Annotated in this window: 15 protein-coding genes and 1 tRNA gene; 7 read left to right on the top strand and 9 right to left on the bottom strand. The window is 70.4% G+C overall.

Translation table 11 applies throughout. The annotated features are described in order from the left end of the window. Positions 1-2 precede the first annotated feature (2 nt). On the top strand, positions 3-3491 hold the full coding sequence (gene cydD / locus OHT76_RS21635) for a thiol reductant ABC exporter subunit CydD (RefSeq protein WP_328872496.1): 3489 nt from the start codon (positions 3-5) through the stop codon (positions 3489-3491). A gap of 163 nt (positions 3492-3654) precedes the next feature. Next, on the top strand, positions 3655-4692 hold the full coding sequence (locus tag OHT76_RS21630) for a M23 family metallopeptidase (protein ID WP_328872495.1): 1038 nt from the start codon (positions 3655-3657) through the stop codon (positions 4690-4692). Here the strand turns inward: OHT76_RS21630 and OHT76_RS21625 are convergent, their stop codons facing one another. From OHT76_RS21625 to OHT76_RS21605, 5 genes are all read right to left on the bottom strand, one after another. Then, a complete protein-coding gene (locus OHT76_RS21625; protein WP_328872494.1) occupies positions 4693-5580 on the bottom strand; it encodes a Cof-type HAD-IIB family hydrolase in 888 nt (295 codons plus the stop codon). It abuts the gene before it with no gap. 65 nt (positions 5581-5645) lie between these two features. Continuing rightward, a complete protein-coding gene (locus OHT76_RS21620; RefSeq protein WP_328872493.1) occupies positions 5646-6548 on the bottom strand; it encodes an LLM class flavin-dependent oxidoreductase in 903 nt (300 codons plus the stop codon). A gap of 41 nt (positions 6549-6589) precedes the next feature. Next, the gene (locus OHT76_RS21615) at positions 6590-7165 is read right to left on the bottom strand and encodes an RNA 2'-phosphotransferase (protein ID WP_328872492.1); all 576 of its coding nucleotides are present in this window, start codon (positions 7163-7165) and stop codon (positions 6590-6592) included. Positions 7166-7341: 176 nt separating this feature from the next. Further along, a complete protein-coding gene (locus OHT76_RS21610; RefSeq protein WP_328872491.1) occupies positions 7342-9099 on the bottom strand; it encodes an SDR family oxidoreductase in 1758 nt (585 codons plus the stop codon). Further along, positions 9096-9938, bottom strand: coding sequence for a M24 family metallopeptidase (locus tag OHT76_RS21605; RefSeq protein WP_328872490.1), 843 nt, complete (start codon positions 9936-9938; stop codon positions 9096-9098). Before OHT76_RS21605 ends, OHT76_RS21610 begins: the two co-directional genes overlap by 4 nt. A gap of 227 nt (positions 9939-10165) precedes the next feature. Here OHT76_RS21605 and OHT76_RS21600 point away from each other — a divergent pair, with 227 nt between their 5' ends. The 5 genes from OHT76_RS21600 (at position 10166) to OHT76_RS21580 (ending at position 14139) form a co-directional block, all read left to right on the top strand. Next, positions 10166-11128, top strand: a complete 963-nt coding sequence (locus OHT76_RS21600) for an ABC transporter ATP-binding protein (RefSeq protein ID WP_328876590.1) — start codon at positions 10166-10168, stop codon at positions 11126-11128. After that, positions 11118-12017 (top strand): ABC transporter permease, encoded by a 900-nt coding sequence (locus OHT76_RS21595; protein ID WP_328872489.1) that lies wholly within the window; start codon positions 11118-11120, stop codon positions 12015-12017. The genes OHT76_RS21600 and OHT76_RS21595 overlap by 11 nt, the downstream gene beginning before the upstream one ends. Beyond that, on the top strand, positions 12014-12925 hold the full coding sequence (locus tag OHT76_RS21590; RefSeq protein WP_328872488.1) for an ABC transporter ATP-binding protein: 912 nt from the start codon (positions 12014-12016) through the stop codon (positions 12923-12925). Before OHT76_RS21595 ends, OHT76_RS21590 begins: the two co-directional genes overlap by 4 nt. 10 nt (positions 12926-12935) lie before the next feature. Next, complete coding sequence (locus OHT76_RS21585) at positions 12936-13655, top strand: ABC transporter permease (RefSeq protein WP_328872487.1); 720 nt, start codon at positions 12936-12938, stop codon at positions 13653-13655. A gap of 397 nt (positions 13656-14052) precedes the next feature. Beyond that, a tRNA-Ser gene (locus OHT76_RS21580) sits at positions 14053-14139 on the top strand. Positions 14140-14142: 3 nt separating this feature from the next. Here OHT76_RS21580 and OHT76_RS21575 read toward each other — a convergent pair. The 4 genes from OHT76_RS21575 to efeB form a co-directional block, all read right to left on the bottom strand. Next, complete coding sequence (locus tag OHT76_RS21575) at positions 14143-14940, bottom strand: HAD family hydrolase (protein ID WP_328872486.1); 798 nt, start codon at positions 14938-14940, stop codon at positions 14143-14145. Beyond that, positions 14937-16214, bottom strand: a complete 1278-nt coding sequence (serS, locus tag OHT76_RS21570) for a serine--tRNA ligase (protein WP_328872485.1) — start codon at positions 16212-16214, stop codon at positions 14937-14939. Before serS ends, OHT76_RS21575 begins: the two co-directional genes overlap by 4 nt. 532 nt (positions 16215-16746) lie before the next feature. Further along, a complete protein-coding gene (gene pheA, locus OHT76_RS21565; protein ID WP_328872484.1) occupies positions 16747-17679 on the bottom strand; it encodes a prephenate dehydratase in 933 nt (310 codons plus the stop codon). Between the two features lie 69 nt (positions 17680-17748). After that, positions 17749-19032 carry an iron uptake transporter deferrochelatase/peroxidase subunit gene (gene efeB, locus OHT76_RS21560; RefSeq protein WP_328872483.1) on the bottom strand — a complete coding sequence of 428 codons (1284 nt, stop codon included), beginning with the start codon at positions 19030-19032 and terminating at the stop codon, positions 17749-17751. Positions 19033-19037 lie beyond the last annotated feature (5 nt).

The raw sequence follows: 19037 nt of genomic DNA, 5'->3' as shown, positions 1-19037 counted from the left end.
ACGTGAAACCAATCGATCCGCGTCTGCTCCGCTACGCCCGGGCCACCCGGTTCTTCCTGGTGGCCGTGGTCGGCCTGGGTGTCGTAGGGGCCCTGCTGGTCATCGCCCAGGCGATGCTCATCGCCGAGACCGTCGTCGGTGCGTTCCAGCACGGTCTGTCGGTCGGTGAACTCCGCACTCCCCTGCTGCTGTTGGCGGTCGTCGCGTGCGGACGTGCTCTGGTCGCCTGGCTCACCGAGCTCGCCGCGCACCGGGCGAGCGCGGCGGTGAAGTCGGAGCTTCGGGGGCTGCTGCTGGAGCGTGCGGCCGCGCTTGGGCCCGGGTGGCTCAGTGGGCAGCGGACCGGATCGCTGGTCGCCCTCGCCACCCGGGGGGTCGATGCCCTCGACGACTATTTCTCGCGCTATCTGCCGCAGTTGGGGCTCGCGGTGGTGGTGCCGGTGGCGGTGCTGGCGCGGATCGTCACCGAGGACTGGGTCTCGGCGGCCATCATCGTCGGGACCCTCCCGCTCATCCCGGTCTTCATGGTGCTGATCGGCTGGGCGACCCAGTCCCGGATGGACCGTCAATGGCGGCTGCTGTCCCGGCTGTCCGGGCACTTCCTGGATGTCGTCGCGGGGCTGCCGACGCTGAAGGTGTTCGGCCGGGCCAAGGCGCAGGCCGAGTCGATCCGGCGGATCACCGGCGAGTACCGGCAGGCGACGATGCGCACCCTGCGGATTGCCTTCCTGTCCTCCTTCGCGCTGGAGCTGCTGGCGACGATCTCCGTCGCACTGGTCGCCGTGACGATCGGCATGCGGCTCGTCCACGGCGAGATGGACCTGTACATCGGTCTGGTCATCCTGGTGCTCGCGCCCGAGGCGTATCTGCCGCTGCGGCAGGTGGGCGCGCAGTACCACGCGGCGTCCGAGGGGCTTGCTGCGGCCGAGGAGATCTTCGCCGTGCTCGAGACGCCGGTGCCGGCGTCGGGGAGCGGGGACGTCCCGTCGGGCGCCCTGGCCTTCGAGGGCGTGACCGTCCGCTACCCCGGCCGGTCCGGGGACGCCGTGTCGGACGTGTCCTTCGTCGTCGAACCCGGGGAGACCGTGGCGCTCGTGGGGCCGAGCGGCGCGGGCAAGTCGACGCTGCTGAACGTGCTGTTGGGGTTTGTGCATCCTGCCGAGGGGCGGGTCCGGATCGGCGGTGCCGACCTCGCGGAACTGGACCTGGAGCGGTGGCGGTCCCTGGTCGCGTGGGTCCCGCAGCGGCCGCACCTGTTCGCGGGGACGATTGCGGAGAACGTCCGCCTGGCCCGCCCCGACGCCGACGACACCGCCCTGGCGCGGGCGTTGGAGGACGCGGGGGCGCTGGAGTTCGTGGCCGCGCTGCCGCAGGGCGCCGACACCGTGCTCGGCGAGGACGGTGCCGGGCTGTCCGCCGGGCAGCGGCAACGGCTGGCGCTCGCCCGGGCGTTCCTCGCGGACCGTCCGGTCCTGCTGCTCGACGAACCGACGGCCGCGCTGGACGGAGCGACCGAGGCGGAGGTCGTGGCGGCGGTGCGACGGCTGGCCGTGGGGCGGACGGTGCTGCTGGTCGTGCACCGGCCCGCGCTGCTGGGGATCGCGGACCGCGTGGTGCGGCTGACGGAAGCCGCGGCGCCCGCTCCGGCGACCGCTGCTGTCTCCAAGGCGCCCACGGTCCACGCCATCGAAGAAGCGGCGGCCGAAGTCCCTGACGCCGAGGCGGAGCCCGCGAAGACCGCAGGCGGCGTTCTCGCCCGCGTCCGTGCGATGTCCGGCGCCCGCCGCGGCCGGTTCGCCCTCGCCCTGCTGCTCGCGAGTCTCGCCCTCGGCAGTGCCGTCGGTCTGATGGCCACCTCCGGGTGGCTCATCTCCCGGGCCTCGCAACAGCCGCCCGTGCTCTACCTGATGGTGGCCGTGACGGCGACGCGTGCCTTCGGGATCGGGCGGGCCGTGTTTCGGTACGCGGAGCGGCTGGTGTCGCACGACGCCGTCCTGCGGATGCTCGCCGACACTCGGGTCGCCGTGTACCGGCGCCTGGAGCGGCTGGCGCCCGCCGGACTGCGTACGGCCCGGCGAGGCGATCTGCTGTCACGGCTCGTCGCCGATGTGGACGCGCTCCAGGACTACTGGCTGCGCTGGTTGCTGCCCGCCGGGGCGGCAGCCGTCGTGTCGGCGGTGTCCGTCGGTTTCACGGCCTGGCTGCTGCCGGAGGCCGGTGCGGTGCTCGCCGTGGGACTGCTGGCGGCCGGTGCCGGTGTCCCGCTGCTCACCGGTGCCGTGGCCCGGCGCGCCGAGCGCCGACTGGCCCCCGCCCGAGGAGTGCTGGCGACCCGGGTGACCGATCTGCTCACCGGAACCGCCGAGCTGACCGTCGCCGGCGCCCTGCCCTCCCGTACCGCCGAAGCGCGGCGGGCCGACGGGACGCTCACCCGGATTGCCTCGCGCGCCGCCACCGCCACCGCGCTCGGCGACGGACTCACCGCGCTGCTCTCCGGCCTGACCGTCGCCGCCACCGCCCTCGTGGGCGCCCAGGCGGTCGTCGACGGACGGCTGAGCGGGGTCGCCATGGCTGTCGTCACCCTCACTCCGCTGGCCGCCTTCGAGGCCGTGCTCGGGCTGCCGCTCGCCGTGCAGTACCGGCAGCGGGTGCGCAGAAGCGCCGAGCGGGTCTACGAGGTGCTGGACGCGCCCGAGCCCGTACGGGAGCCGGAGCGGCCCCGGCAGGCGCCCGCGTCGCCGTTCCCGGTCGTCCTCAAGGACCTCACCGCCCGCCACGCCGGGCAGGACCGCGACGCGCTCGCCGGGCTCGACCTGACCCTGGAGGAGGGCCGCCGGATCGCCGTGGTCGGGCCGTCCGGCTCGGGCAAGACGACGCTGGCCCAGGTGCTGCTGCGGTTCCTGGACGCGCGGGCGGGTGCGTACACGCTCGGCGGCGTCGACGCGTACGCCCTCGACGGCGACGACGTATGGCGGCTGGTGGGGCTCTGCGCCCAGGACGCGCACCTCTTCGACAGCTCGGTGCGCGAGAACCTGCTCCTCGCAAAGAAAGACGCGGGCGAGGACGAGCTGCGGGACGCCCTGAAGCGCGCCCGGCTGCTGGACTGGGCCGACAGCCTGCCCGACGGGCTCGACACGCTGGTCGGTGAGCACGGGGCCCGGCTGTCCGGCGGTCAGCGGCAGCGGCTGGCGCTGGCGCGTGCGCTGCTCGCCGACTTCCCCGTGCTCGTGCTGGACGAGCCCGCCGAGCATCTCGACCTGCCCACGGCCGACGCGCTCACCGCCGATCTGCTGGCGGCAACCGAAGGCCGTACGACGCTGCTCATCACCCATCGGCTGGCCGGTCTCGAGGCTGTCGACGAGGTGGTCGTCCTCGATCAGGGACGGGTGGTGCAGCGCGGTTCCTACGCGGAGCTCGCGGCAGTGGACGGGCCGTTGCGGGCGATGGCTGAGCGGGAGGAGGAGGCGGACCTGTTGGTTTCGGTGGGCTGAGCGGCGCTGAGTGGTCGACTCTCCGGAACCGGGGAGAACGGCGGCTGTACGACGGTGGTGTGGCAGGCGCCCCACTGAACACGCCCTCGTACGGCCCAACCGTTCCCCCACCCGTACGAGTTGAACAGGACCGCAGGCCCCCGCGCGGGCGACGATCGCTGACATGCGCTCATCTCGCCGTCATCCGTTGCTCGTTCCGGCGCTGCTGTGCGCGCTGGCCGTCCTGGCGGCCCGCCCCACGGACTCCGACAGCGAGTCCGGCCTCAGTGCGCAGGTCGCCCAGCTGTACCAGGACGCGGCCGTCGCGACCCAGCAGTACGAGGCGGGGCGGCGGGAGGCGGAGACGCAGCGGGCGCGGGCCCGGCGGCTGGAGGGGCTGCTCGACCGGCAGCGGCGGGAGATCGCCGTGCTGCACGAGGACCTCGGACGGATCGCGCGCGCCCAGTACCGCAGCGGCGGCGATATGCCGGCCACCGCGCAGATCATCCTCGCGAACAGCCCGGACGAGCTGATGCGCGGTCAGCATGTCTTCTCGCGGACGAACCTGGCCGTCACCAACGCCATCGAGAAGAGCCTGCGGGCCGAGGCAAAGCTCGCCGCGGACGAGGAGAAGGCCGCGGCGGCCTGGCGGGATCTGGATCAGCGCAACGCCGAGCTCGCCGAGATGAAGAAGGACATCGAGCGGAAACTGGAAGAGGCCCGTTGGCAGTTGCAGGGTCGGGCGGATGCCTCGGTGGCGGCCGGTTCATGCCGGGGCGCGGTACGGCTCGACCAGCCGGAGACCCACTTCAGCAGCCGCTGGGTGGCGCCCCTGGAGACGTACGAGCTGTCCGCGTCCTACGGCAGCGGAGGGGAGCGCTGGGCGCGGCGGCACACCGGGCAGGACTTCGCGGTGCCGATCGGCACTCCGGTGCGGGCGGTCGGGGCGGGACGGGTGGCACGGGTGTCCTGCGGGGGGCCGTTCGGCATCGAGGTCGTGCTGGAGCACGCCGGGGGCTACTACACGCAGTACGCCCATCTCGCGGCCGTGGCCGTCGACCAGGGTGAGCGAGTGAGTGTCGGGCAGTGGATCGGCCAGTCCGGCACCAGCGGCAACTCGACCGGACCGCATCTGCACTTCGAGGTGCGGGTCACCCCGGAGTCGGGGTCGGCGGTGGACCCCGCGGCCTGGCTGGCGGCGCGGGAGGTCGACCTCGGGTAGTTACCGGTGCTCGGCCAGCAGCTGCTCGATCACGACCGCCACCCCGTCGTCGTTGTTGGCGACCGTCCGCCCGGAGGCCGCGGCGATCACATCCGGGTGGGCGTTGCCCATGGCGTAGGACCGGCCCGCCCAGGTGAGCATCTCGACGTCGTTCGGCATGTCGCCGAAGGCGACGACCTCCTCGTGCGAGATCCCGCGCTCGGCGCAGCACAGGGCGAGGGTGCTGGCCTTGGAGACGGCGGGGCCGCTGATCTCCAGCAGGGCGCTGGGGCTGGAGCGGGTGACATTGGCGCGGTCGCCGATCGCGAGCCGGGCCAGGGTGAGGAAGGCGTCCGGGTCGAGGTCGGCGTGGTAGGCGAGGATCTTGAGCACCGGCTCGTCGGCATGCGGGGCATCCTCGGCCAGCAGCCGCTCGGCGGGCGCCAGGCTGTCCGGGATCTCCATGTGCAGCTTCGGATACTCCGGCTCCTGGTGGAAGCCGTACGTCTGCTCGACCGCGTAGACCGTGCCGGGGGCCGCGTCGCGCAGTCGGCGTACGGCGTCCAGGGCGTTCTTCCGGGCCAGCTCGCGCACCATCACGAACCGGTGGGTGCCGGGGCCGCCGTGCAGGTCGACCACCGCGGCGCCGTTGCCGCAGATCGCCAGGCCGTGGCCGTGGACATGGGCGCTGACGACGTCCATCCAGCGGGCGGGGCGGCCCGTCACGAAGAAGACCTCGATGCCCGCCTCCTCGGCGGCGGCGAGGGCCGCGACCGTGCGCGGAGAGACCGACTTGTCGTCCCGCAGCAGAGTGCCGTCCAGATCGGTGGCGATCAACCGGGGCGGAAGCGCGGCGGCCGGGGTCTCGGGCTGTCGAGTCGCTGAGGTCACCGGGCCATTGTCCCGCATATGCCCGCACGGCCGTGCGGGAGTGTGCACATCTGAGGGGGAAGGGCCCTCACCTGCGCTTCGGCTCAGCCCAGCTGGGCCGTCGCCTCCATCGCGATCTGCTCGAAGACCTTCACATCCGCGGCGAAGTCCGACTCGGGGATCGGCCAGTGGATCACGATCTCGGTGAATCCCAGCTCGCGATGGCGCCCCGCGAAGTCCACGAACGCGTCGAGGGACTCCAGCGGACGGGCGCGGTCGGGGGTGAAACCGGTGAGCAGGATCTTGTCCATGGCGCTCGCATCCCGGCCGATCGCGGCGCAGGCGTCGGCGAGCTTCTCGATCTGTCCGCGAATGGCTTGAACCGACTGTTCGGGAGTGCCGTTCTCGTACAGCTTCGGGTCGCCGGTGGTCACCCAGGCCTGGCCGTGACGGGCCGCGAGCCGCAGTCCGCGCGGGCCGGTCGCGGCGATGGCGAAGGGCAGACGGGGGCGCTGGACACAGCCGGGGATGTTGCGGGCCTCGTGGGCGGAGTAGAAGTCGCCCTCGTAGGAGACGGCGTCCTCGGTGAGCAGCCGGTCGAGGAGCGGGACGAACTCGGCGAGCCGGTCGGCCCGCTCGCGCGGGGTCCAGGGCTCCTGGCCGAGGGCGGTGGCGTCGAAGCCGGTGCCGCCGGCGCCGATACCGAGCGTGAGGCGCCCGCCGGAGATGTCGTCGAGTGAGATCAGCTCCTTGGCGAGGGTCACCGGGTGCCGGAAGTTCGGGGAGGTGACCAGGGTGCCGAGTCGCAGCTGGTCGGTGACGGCCGCGGCGGCGGTCAGCGTCGGTACGGCACCGAACCACGGGCCGTCCCGGAAGCTGCGCCAGGACAGATGGTCGTAGGTGTAGGCGGTGTGGAAGCCGAGCTGTTCCGCCCGCTGCCAAGCCTCACGGCTCCCCTCGTGCCAGCGGCGGTACGGGAGGATCACGGTGCTCAGACGCAGACTCATGGTTCGAGCGTATGCGGCCGAACGTGTTTCACGTGAAACGGTCACTGTGTGCCGTGCCGCGACTCCGGAAAGCGCAGGTACTGGGGTGGAACGGCCTTGGTCAGCCAGACGCCGTTCGCGCTGACGTGGAAGACATGGCCGTCCCGGTGCATGGCCCCCGCGTCGACGGAGAGCACGACCGGGCGGCCTCGGCGGGCGCCTACGCGGGTCGCTGTCTCACGGTCGGCCGAGAGATGGACGTCATGGCGGTTCATGGGACGTAGGCCCTCCGCGCGGATCGCGTCCAGGGAGTGGGCCACGGTGCCGTGGTAGAGGTACGGCGGTGGGGTCGCCGGGGGGAGGCCCAGTTCGACCTCGATGCTGTGGCCCTGGCTGGCCCGGATACGGGTGCCGTCGATGGCGAAGCGGCGTTTGTCGTTCGTGGCGACCACGTGGTCCAGTTCTTCCCTGGTGAACCGGAAGCCGTGGGCCGCCGCCGCGGCGATGAGGGTGTCGATCTCCACCCAGCCGGCCTCGTCGAGGGTGAGACCGATGCGCTCGGGTTGGTGGCGGAGGTGCTTGGAGAGGTACTTCGACACCTTCACCGTGCGGCGGTCGTCGATGGGTCTTTCTTTCATCTCCTCAGCGTGACGGGAGAGACCTGGATCACGCGAATGATTTTGCCGACGATGTTTGATCCACAGCCAAGTGCGGTTATCCACAGGGGAATTGGCGGTTCTGTGGACAACGAGCCGTCGTTTCAAGAGGTTTCGTCAAGTCTCGCTGACCCGCCACGAGTTGACGAACTGCCCCTTCATACAGGCGGCTTGACCCGCGCGATCCTCCGCAGCACCCCGGGTGCGAACCGTGACAGCAGATGCGCCCCACGGGCCTCGGGAGTCACCGGAACCACCGCCTCGTTGTTGACGATTCCACGCAGAATCGCGCTCGCTACCTTCTCCGGTGGGTAGTTGCGCAAGCCGTACAGCCGGGCCGACTTCTTCTGCCGACGGGACTCCTCCTCCGCGTCAACTCCCGCGAAACGTGCGGTCGATGTGATGTTGGTGTTCACAAAGCCGGGACAGATCGCCGTGACTCCGATGCCCTGGTCCGCCAACTCCGCGCGCAGGCACTCGGTCAGCATCAGGACCGCCGCCTTGGTCGTGCTGTAGGCGGGCAGGGCCCTGGACGGCTGATAGGCCGCCGCCGATGCCGTATTGACTATGTGGCCACCCTGGCCGCGGTCCGCCATCTGCCGGCCGAAGAGGCGGCAACCGTGGATCACGCCCCACAAGTTGACGTCCAGGACCTTGCGCCAGTCGTCCGACGTCGTGTCGAGGAAGTCGCCGGACAGGCCGATCCCGGCGTTGTTCACCAGGACATCGACCACTCCGTACTCGGTGGCGACCTTCTCCGCCAGCTTCTCCATCGCCTGCTCGTCGGAGACGTCGACGGTCTCCGCCCAGGCGTCCGGGGCGCCGACCAAGCGGGACATCTCCGCCGTACGGGCCGCCGCTTCCGCGTCCCGGTCCACCGCCACCACGCGCGCGCCCGCCTCGGCGAAGGCATACGCCGTGGCCCGGCCGATGCCGCTGCCCGCGCCGGTGATCAGGACCAGCTGGCCCCCGAAGCGGTCGGCGTACTTGCCGATCGCCTTCGGCTGCTGCCTGCCGCCCTCCACCGACGTCACGAACTCGGAGATCCAGGACGCCAGTTGGTCGGGCCGGGTGCGCGGCACCCAGTGCTTGGCCGGGAGCGTCCGGCGCGTCAACTGCGGAGCCCACAGTTCAAGTTCGTCGTAGAGCTTCTCCGAGAGAAACGCGTCGCCCAGCGGGGTGATCAGCTGCACCGGCGCGTGCGCGTACGCGTGCCCGCGCGGGCGGCGCAGACGCGGCCGTACGTTGTCCCGGTACAGCCACGCCCCGTGCGCCGCGTCCGAAGGGAGCGAGGACGTCGGGTAGTTGTCCGCCGGTACCTTCTCCATCCGCGACAGGATGCGCGGCCAGGTCTTCCCCAGCGGTCCCCGCCATGCCAGTTCCGGCAGGACCGGGGTGTGCAGCAGGTATACGTACCAGGACTTGGCGCCCTGGCCCAGGAGTTGGCCCACCCGGCGCGGGGTCGGCCGCTTCATGCGCCGCTGGATCCAGTGGCCGAAGTGGTCGAGCGACGGGCCGGACATGGACGTGAAGGACGCGATGCGGCCCTCCGTGCGCTGCACCGTCACGAACTCCCAGGACTGCACCGAGCCCCAGTCATGGCCCACCAGATGCACCGGACGGTCCGGGCTCACCGCGTCCACGACCGCCAGGAAGTCGTCCGTCAGCTTCTCCAGCGTGAACCCACCCCGCAGCGGCTGCGGGGCCGTGGAGCGGCCATGGCCCCGGACGTCGTACAGCACCACGTGGAAGTCGTCGGCCAGCCGCGCGGCGACGTCCGACCAGACCTCCTTGCTGTCCGGGTAACCGTGCACCAGAAGCACAGTTGGCTGAGAAGGATCCCCCAGCTCCGCCACGCACAGTTCGACCCCGCCGGTCCGCACCCAGCGCTCACGCGCGCCCGAAAGCACTGTCACTTCTCCTCCGCCCAGCGCCGCACATGCGGCAGATCGTCGTCCAGCCAGAAGGCGCTCTCCTCGGGGTCCGCGGAGTCCGTGACCACCAGGATCTCCTCGAACTTCGCGCCCGTCCCCCGAAAGCCCAGGTGGGGTTCGACCGCCCACAGTCCCGGCTGCGGCGGGTGGTCGGAGAAGCGGTACGGCGACCACAGCGGCGACCAGCCCTCACGGTGGCCGTGCACCGCGTCCGCGGCCAGGCCCTTGAGGGACTGGGTGCCGAACCCGAAGAGCCGCGGTGACCAGCGCCGCTCCCGTACCCGGTCCACCTTGTGGGCGATCACGCCGAAGGGGTACGCGCGATGCCGGTTGGCATAGCCCTGGCGGACCATCAGACGGTCCACGTCCTCGTAGATCTCCCGCAGCGAGCGGCGCTCGCGCACCTCGCCGAGGATCAGCTCGCGGTGTGCCTGGAGGTCGTCCATCAGCTTGTGCTGCACCTGGTTCACACCGAGCGAGCCCGAATAGCCGATGTCGGCGGTGAAACCCTCGTACACCGGAGCCATGTCCAGGATGAACGGCATCCCCGGCTCGAGGCGGCGGTTCGTCGGGAAGAACTGCAGCGGAATACGGAAGTCCACGAACGCCGTACGGTCGCCGAACCAGGCGAAGGGGAGGTGGAACCAGTCCCGCACCCCGCGCTCGCGCAGCCACTCCCGCTGCATGCGCGCCGCCTCACGCTCGGTCACACCCGGTTGCAGCTGGGCCGCCACCGCCTCCGCGCACTCGTAGGCAAGGCGCTGCACTCTCCGGAAACCTTGCAGCTCCGCCGAGCGTTCACTGGTCACTGCCGTAGCCATGGCACCCCGTCCCACCGGTTGCGGTACGCGCTCGTAACTTGACATCGGAGAATCTGGCACTTGTTAGACCCACCGTCAATAGGCGGGTGCCGACGGCCCTCGCGAGGCTCTCGTTGTTCGACCTCAGGGTGACCCCTAAGGACCCGTACGACTCCAGAGGGACCCCAAGACGGCTCTACGGTCTGACGACCGACGTGTTCCGTGTCACTACCGTCATTGTCGTGACTGTGATCGCGACCGAAAGCCTGAGCAAGCGGTTCCCCCGGGTGACCGCGCTTGACCGGCTCTCCGTGGACGTCGGGCCCGGTGTGACCGGACTCGTCGGAGCCAATGGAGCCGGCAAGTCCACACTGATCAAGATCCTGCTGGGTCTGTCCCCCGCCACGGAGGGCCGCGCCGAGGTGCTGGGCCTCGACGTCGCCACCAAGGGCGCCGCCATCCGTGAACGCGTCGGCTATATGCCGGAGCACGACTGTCTGCCGCCGGACGTCTCGGCCACCGAGTTCGTCGTCCATATGGCGCGCATGTCAGGGCTGCCGCCGACCGCAGCGCGCGAGCGCACCGCGGACACGCTGCGCCATGTCGGTCTGTACGAGGAGCGCTACCGCCCCATCGGCGGCTACTCCACCGGCATGAAGCAGCGCGTGAAGCTGGCCCAGGCCCTGGTCCACGACCCGCACCTGGTCTTCCTCGACGAGCCGACCAACGGCCTCGACCCGGTCGGCCGCGACGAGATGCTCGGCCTGATCCGCCGGATCCACACGGACTTCGGCATCTCGGTGCTGGTCACCTCCCATCTGCTGGGCGAGCTGGAGCGGACCTGCGACCACGTCGTCGTCATCGACGGCGGCAAGCTGCTGCGCTCCAGCTCCACCACCGACTTCACCCAGACCACGACCACCCTCGCGATCGAGGTCACCGACACCGACGAACACCCCGACGGCACCCGCGCGGTGCGCGAGGCGCTCCACGCGCGCGGGGTGACCACCGACGAAGGCAGCGGCCTCCCGGGCGCCGGGCACATCCTGCTGCTGACCGCGCAGGGCGAGGCGACGTACGACCTGGTCCGCGACGTGATCGCGGACCTCGGCCTCGGCCTGGTGCGCATGGAGCAGCGCCGGCATCACATCGCGGAGGTCTTCACCGACAGCGACGAGCAGCGGAAGGAGGCGGCCGTTCATGGCTCTTGACCAGCCCGTTGCGGGCGACCAGACCCGCATCCACGACATCGGCTACCGCAACTACGACGGCCCCCGCCTCGGCCGCACCTACGCCACCCGCTCCCTCTACTCGCAGTCCCTGCGCGGCGCCTACGGCCTCGGCCGCTCGGTGAAGTCCAAGGTGCTGCCGATGCTGCTGTTCGTGGTGATGTGCGTACCGGCGGCCATCATGGTCGCGGTCGCCGTCGCCACCAAGGCGAACGACCTGCCCGTCGACTACACCCGCTACGCGATCGTCATGCAGGCGGTCATCAGCCTCTACGTCGCCTCCCAGGCACCCCAGTCCGTCTCCCGCGACCTGCGCTTCAAGACCGTGCCGCTGTACTTCTCGCGGCCGATCGAGACCGCGGACTATGTGCGCGCGAAGTTCGCGGCGCTGGCCTCGGCGATGTTCGTCCTCACCGCGGCTCCGCTGCTCGTCCTCTATGTGGGCGCGCTGCTGGCCAAGCTCGACTTCACCGACCAGACCAAGGGATTCGCACAGGGACTCGTCTCGGTGGCTCTGCTCTCGCTGCTCTTCGCCGGCCTCGGCCTGGTCATCGCCTCGGTCACCCCGCGCCGCGGCTTCGGCATCGCCGCCGTGATCGCCGTACTGACCATCTCCTACGGCGCCGTCTCCACCCTCCAGGCCATCGCCGAGGTGCAGGACAGCACCGGATCCATCGCCTGGATCGGCCTCTTCTCGCCGATCACGCTCATCGACGGAGTGCAGTCCGCGTTCCTCGGCGCGACCTCGGCGTTCCCCGGAGGCGTCGGCCCGACGAACGGGGAGGGCGTGGTCTACGTCCTCGTCACCCTCGGCCTGATCGCCGCCTGCTACGGCCTGCTGATGCGCCGCTACCGAAAGGTCGGACTGTGACCACGCTCAACATCGACCACGTATCGCGCTGGTTCGGCAATGTGGTCGCCGTCAACGACATCACCATGACCATCGGCCCCGGCGTGACCGGCCTGCTCGGCCCCAACGGCGCCGGAAAGTCCACCCTCATCAACATGATGGGCGGCTTCCTGGCCCCCTCCAACGGCACCGTCACGCTCGACGGCGAGCAGGTGTGGCGCAACGAGTCGATCTACAAGCACATCGGCATCGTCCCCGAGCGCGAGGCGATGTACGACTTCCTCACCGGCCGCGAATTCGTCGTCGCCAACGCCGAGTTGCACGGCCTGGGCGCGAAGGCCGCCCAGAGGGCGCTGGCCACGGTCGAGATGGAGTACGCGCAGGACCGCAAGATCCAGACGTACTCCAAGGGCATGCGGCAGCGCGTGAAGATGGCGAGCGCGCTGGTCCACAACCCGTCGCTGCTCCTGCTCGACGAGCCCTTCAACGGCATGGACCCGCGCCAGCGCATGCAGTTGATGGACCTCCTGCGGAAGATGGGCGACGAGGGCCGCACGGTCCTCTTCTCCTCCCACATCCTCGAAGAGGTCGAGCAACTCGCCTGGCACATCGAGGTCGTCGTCGCCGGACGGCACGCGGCCAGCGGTGACTTCCGCAAGATCCGCCGCCTGATGACCGACCGCCCGCACCGCTACCTGGTGCGCTCCAGCGACGACCGCGCCCTCGCGGCCGCGCTGATCGCCGACCCGTCGACCTCCGGCATCGAAGTCGACCTGGCGGAGGGCGCGTTGCGCATCCAGGCCGTCGACTTCGGCCGCTTCACGGCCCTGCTGCCGCGGGTCGCCCGCGACCACGGCATCCGGCTGCACACGGTCTCGCCGTCCGACGAGTCCCTCGAGTCCGTCTTCTCGTATCTCGTCGCGGCGTAGGAGGCCCAAGATGTACGACCCCACAGTCGCCCGACTCACCTACCGGGCCCTGCTCGGCCGCCGCCGGGCCCTCATCCTCGGCGCCCTGCCGCTGCTGCTGATCGTGATCTCGGTGATCGTCCGTGCCCTCGCCGGCGCCGACGACCAGACCGCCTCCGACCTGCTCGGCGGGATCGCGCTGGCCACCATGGTGCCGATCATCGGCGTCATCGCGGGCACCGGAGCGATCGGACCGGAGATCGACGACGGCTCGGTGGTGTATCTGCTGTCCAAGCCGATCAAGCGCCCGACGATCATCTTCACCAAGCTGATCGTGGCCATCGCGGTGACGATGGTGTTCTCCGCGGTACCGACCCTGATCTCCGGCTTCATCCTCAACGGCAACGGCCAGCAGATCGCCGTGGCCTACACGGTGGCGGCACTGGTCGCCTCCATCGCCTACGCGGCACTCTTCCTGCTCCTCGGCACGGTGTCCCGGCACGCGGTGGTCTTCGGTCTGGTCTACGCCCTGGTCTGGGAGGCCCTGTTCGGCTCCCTGGTGGCGGGCGCGCGCACGCTGAGCGTCCAGCAGTGGTCGCTGGCCGTCGCTCATGAGGTGACCGGCGGGGACCTCGTCACCTCGGACGTGGGCATCACCACGGCGACGGTGCTCCTGGTCGCGGTGACGGTCCTCGCCACCTGGTACGCGGGCCAGAAGCTGCGCTCGCTGACACTGGCGGGCGAGGAGTAGCCGCGCCGTTTACTGACAGGGACTTCATCCCTGTCCGGTCAGACTGGGGCACAACGGGGCATGTACGGCTGGCGCTCCGACGAGCCCCCGGCGGGCTGGTTCTTCAGCAAGGGGCGCCGTCGCAAGTGGCGGCGGCGCTGAGGCGGTTTATTCGGTGGCGGTCAACTCGGGGGGCGGGCAGGATGGTTGATGTCCAGGACGCCGGATCCGGTCGGCGCCACCAGCTGGGGAGGAGCGCGACGATGTCCATGCACGACAGTCCGTCGAGCTCCCCACAGGGCAGCCCGCGGCGGGCTCCGGTGTAGTTACCCACCGTCGAGCCCGCACCGCATCGGGGAGCTGCCCGGGGCGGCCGCTTCGAGCACGCGAATCCCACTTCGCGTGAGGCCGCCCACCCGGAGGATTGGCCGAGTGGTAAGGCACTGGCTTGCTAAGCCAAGGTCGGGCTGAAAAGCCCGCGCACGTTCGATCCGTGCATCCTCCGCAGTTACGACAGCAGTCGTTCGAGCACGACCGCGATCCCGTCCTCGTCATTGGAGGACGTGACCTCGTCCGCCACCGCCTTGAGTTCCTCGTGTGCCCCCGCCATCGCCACGCCGTACGACGACCAGGCGAACATCGGCAGGTCGTTCGGCATGTCGCCGAAGGCGATCGTGTCGGCGGCCTTCAGGCCCAGGCGGCGGGCCGCGATGGACAGCCCCGTCGCCTTCGACAGCCCCAGCGGAAGCAGCTCCACAATCCCCGCGCCCGCCATCGCCACCGTCACGAACCCACCCGCGGCGCGCCTCGCGGCGTCCGCCAGTTCGTCGTCCGTCAGCGAAGGGTGCTGTATGTAGATCTTGTTCAGCGGGGCCGACCACAGATCCGACGCATCCGTGAACGACGTCGACGGCAGCGAGCCCGTGAGCGCGTACCCCGGCCCGACCAGCACCTCGCCTTCCAGCCCGTCCCGGCTCGCCGCCAGGAACAGGGGACCGACCTCCGCCTCGATCTTCGCGAGCGCCACCCCGGCCAGTTGCCGGTCGAGCGTCACCGAAGTCAGCAGACGGTGCTCACCGGCGTCGTACACCTGTGCACCCTGCGCGCACACCGCGAGCCCCTGGTACCCCAGGTCGTCGAGGATGTGCCGGGTCCAGGGCGCCGCACGTCCGGTCACGACGATGTGCGCGGCGCCCGCCGCGGTGGCCGCGGCGAGCGCGTCACGGGTGCGCTGCGAGATCGAGTCGTCGGAGCGCAGCAGCGTCCCGTCGAGATCGGTCGCGATCAGCCGATAGGCGAAACTCACTTGGCGACCGGCTCCAACAGCTCCCGGCCGCCCAGGTACGGACGCAGCACCTCGGGCACCCGCACCGAACCGTCGGCCAGCTGGTGGTTCTCCAGGATCGCCACGATCGTGCGCGGCACCGCGCACAGCGTGCCGTTGAGGGTCGCCAGCGGCTGCACCTTCTTGCCGTCGCGCATACGGACGGACAGGCGGCGCGCCTGGAAGCCGTCGCAGTTGGAGGCCGAGGTCAGCTCGCGGTACTTGCCCTGGGTCGGGATCCACGCCTCGCAGTCGTACTTACGGGAGGCGGAGGCGCCCAGGTCGCCCGAGGCGACGTCGATGACCTGGAAGGGCAGCTCCAGGCCGGTGAGCCACTGCTTCTCCCAGTCCAGGAGCCGCTTGTGCTCGTTCTCCGCGTCCTCGGGGACGACGTAGGAGAACATCTCGACCTTGTCGAACTGGTGCACGCGGAAGATGCCCCGGGTGTCCTTGCCGTAGGTGCCGGCCTCGCGGCGGAAGCACGGCGAGAAGCCGGCGTACCGCAGCGGCAGCTTGTCCGCGTCGAGGATCTCGTCCATGTGGTACGCGGCGAGCGGGACCTCGGAGGTGCCGACCAGGTAGTAGTCGTCCTTCTCCAGGTGGTACACGTTCTCCGAGGCCTGGCCGAGGAAGCCGGTGCCCTCCATGGCGCGCGGGCGGACCAGCGCCGGGGTCAGCATCGGGGTGAAGCCGGCCTCGGTGGCCTGGGCGATCGCCGCGTTGACGAGGGCCAGCTCCAGCAGGGCGCCGACACCGGTGAGGTAGTAGAAGCGCGAGCCGGAGACCTTGGCGCCGCGCTCGACGTCGATGGCGCCCAGCGCCTCGCCGAGCTCCAGGTGGTCCTTGGGCTCGAAGCCCTCGGCGCCGAAGTCGCGGATGGTGCCGTGCGTCTCCAGGACGACGAAGTCCTCCTCGCCGCCGACCGGCACGTCCGGGTGGACGAGGTTGCCGAGCTGGAGGGCGAGGCGCTTGGTCTCGTCGTCCGCCTCGTTCTGCGCGGCCTCCGCGGCCTTGACGTCCGTCTTGAGCTGCTCCGCCTTCTGCAGAAGCTCGGCCCGCTCCTCCGGAGTGGCCTTGGGGATCAGCTTGCCGAGCGACTTCTGCTCGGAGCGCAGCTCGTCGAAGCGGACGCCGGACGACCTGCGCCGCTCGTCGGCAGACAGGAGAGCGTCGACGAGCGCGACGTCCTCTCCACGGGCGCGCTGGGACGCGCGCACACGGTCGGGGTCCTCACGGAGCAGGCGAAGGTCAATCACGCGCTCAAGGCTACCGGGGCCGAGTCACAACTCACGACTCGCTTTTCCGGGGCGCCCCGAGCTGCGGCTTACATACCGTTATGACGGAATTGCGCCCCGTGTCAATAAAAGGTGTCTCACTCCCTGGGACGGGGCATGCGACGGGCGCGGTGTTGACCGGATTTCCTTGTGGAGAACGGGACTTGGGGCCGCGTCATCCACAGCCGTCCACACCCCTCCAAGAGTTATCCACAGGCTGTGTGGAAGATCTGTGGACACCGGAATTGATCACTCCGAATAGCTCGGCCGACCCTCGTGATTCCCAGGGCAAACCTCCTTTACGCCCACGTTCGAGTGGAAATGCGTCGCTCCAAAGGATTGCTCGCAGGAAACGAGTGGACGAAGGGTGAACTGCGCGCCGGTGGACGAGGGAGGGTGCTGTAGGGCGATTTGTCGACTGAGTCGTGCTGTGGTGTCGACTTGTCCCCAGGTCGAGAGGCCGACCTGTGGATAACTCCTGTGGATAACGATGAACGGCTGGTACGACCAGCGCTCAGAACCGCCCGTCCTGGCACCGCGCCACCCAGTCCGAGGCCGACATGAACGCCTCGTCGGAGGTCCCGGGCCGCGGCGCGCTGACGCCGTCCGCGTCCACATCCGCGCGCGGATACGAGCCGAGGTACCGCACCTCCAGGCAGATCCGCTTCAGCCCCATCAGGGCCTCCGCCACTCGCCGGTCGGAGATATGACCCTCCGCGTCGATGCAGAAGCAGTAGTTGCCGATGCCCGCGCCGGTGGGCCGGGACTGGAGCAGCATCAGGTTGATGCCCCGGGTCGCGAACTCGCCCAGCAGATCGCGCAGCCCGCCGGGGTGGTCGTCGCGCTGCCACAGCACGACGGAGGTCTTGTCCGCTCCGGTCGGCGCCGCGGGCCGGGCCGGGCGGCCCACCAGCACAAACCGGGTCTGGGCGTTCTCCGCGTCGTGGATCCCGCTCTCCAGGACCTCGAGGCCGTACAGGGCGGCGGCGAACTCGCCCGCGAAGGCCGCGTCGTACTGCCCCTCCTGGACCAGGCGGGCGGCGTCCGCGTTCGAGGCGGCCGATTCCCAGTGCGCGTCCGGGAGGTTGTTCTTCAGCCAGTTGCGGACCTGCGGCTGGGCGGCCGGGTGTGCGGAGACCGTCTTGATGTCGGAGAGCTTGGTGCCCGGCCGGACCAGCAGCGCGAAGGTGATCGACAGCAGCACCTCGCGGTAGATCATCAGCGGGGCGCCCGCGACCAGCTCGTCGAGGGTGGTGGTGATCCCGCCCTCGACGGAGTTCTCGATCGGCACGAAAGCGGCCTCGGCCTCACCGGTACGTACCGCGTCGAGCGCGGACTGCACGGACACATACGGGACCAGCTCCCGCGTGGCCGCCTCGGGAAGCGTGCGCAGGGCGGCTTCGGTGAAGGTGCCTTCGGGACCGAGATACGCATAGCTCGCTGGCATGACCTCACCCTAATGGCCTCGGAGGAAGCCCGGCGTACGTGTCTCACGACCGGGTGAACATGCCAGGCCTCACCCCTCCAGCAGCGCCTGTCCGACGTACTCTCCCTCGGCCGCCCCGCCCGGCACCGCGAACAGGCCGCTCGCCTCGTGGCGGATGAACTTCGAGAGTGCATCGCCCCGGTCGAGCTTGCGCTGCACGGTCACGAAGCCGCGCAGCGGATCGGCCTGCCAGCAGATGAACAGCAGTCCCGCGTCCGGAGTCCCGTCAGCGTCGATGCCGTCGTGGTAGGAGAACGGCCGCCGCAGCATCGCCGCCCCGCCGTTCTGGTCGGGCCGGGTGATCCGGGCGTGGGCGTCGATCGGGACGACCAGGTTTCCCTGTGCGTCCGTCTTCTCCAGGTCCATCTCGGTGGTCTCGGTGCCCCCGGAGAGCGGCGCCCCGTCGGACTTGCGGCGGCCGATGACGTCCTCCTGCTCCCTGCCCGAGAGCCGCTCCCAGTCGTCGAGAAGCATCCGGATCCGGCGTACGACGGCGTAGGAGCCGTTCGCCATCCACGCGGGCTCTCCGGAGGACGGCACGAAGATCCGCTGGTCGAAGTCGGACTCGGCCGGCTTCGGATTGCGGGTGCCGTCGAGCTGGCCCATCAGATTGCGGGCCGTCATGGGGTGGGCGGTGGCGCCCGGCGAGCGGTTGAAGCCGTTCATCTGCCACCGGACGCGGGCCGCGCTGCCGGCGTCCTTCTGGATCGCGCGCAGGGCGTGGAAGGCGACCAGCGCGTCATTGGCGCCGATCTGCACCCACAGGTCGCCGTTGCTGCGGGCCTTGTCGAGGTGGTCGGAGGAGAAGTCGGGCAGCGGGTCCAGCGCGACCGGGCGCTGCTTCTCCAGGCCGGTACGGGCGAAGAAGCTGTGCCCGAAGCCGAAGGTGATCGTCAGCGAGGAGGGCCCGGCGTCGCGGGCCACATCGGTGTCCTCCGAAGAAGCGGCCTCGCCCGCCATCAGCCGCCGTGCCGTCTCCGACCAGCGGCGCAGCAGAGCCGCGGCCTCCTTGCGGCCCGCGCCCGCCGCCAGGTCGAAGGCGAGGACATGGCCGCGGGCCTGGAGGCCCTGGAGGATGCCGGGCTGATGTTTCCCGTGAAACATCACCTCGTCCGCGCCCAGCGAGGTGAGCGGAGTCGCCTGCGAGGGCGCGGCGGCATAACCCACGGCCCCGCCCGCCGCGCCGAGCACGAGCCCGGTGGCACCGGCGGTGCCGAGGAGCTTCCGTCGCGAAAGGCCCTGCGGGGACGCCGGGGAGGAGGCCGGCTCGTCGGCGAGCGGAGTGCGGGCCTCCGGGATGGACTGGTCAGCCATGGTGT

It is taken from the genome of Streptomyces sp. NBC_00287 (genome assembly GCF_036173105.1).
GTDB lineage: Bacteria > Actinomycetota > Actinomycetes > Streptomycetales > Streptomycetaceae > Streptomyces.
Note: the sequence above shows the minus strand (reverse complement) of the source record. Positions and strands in the feature narration are given on the sequence as shown.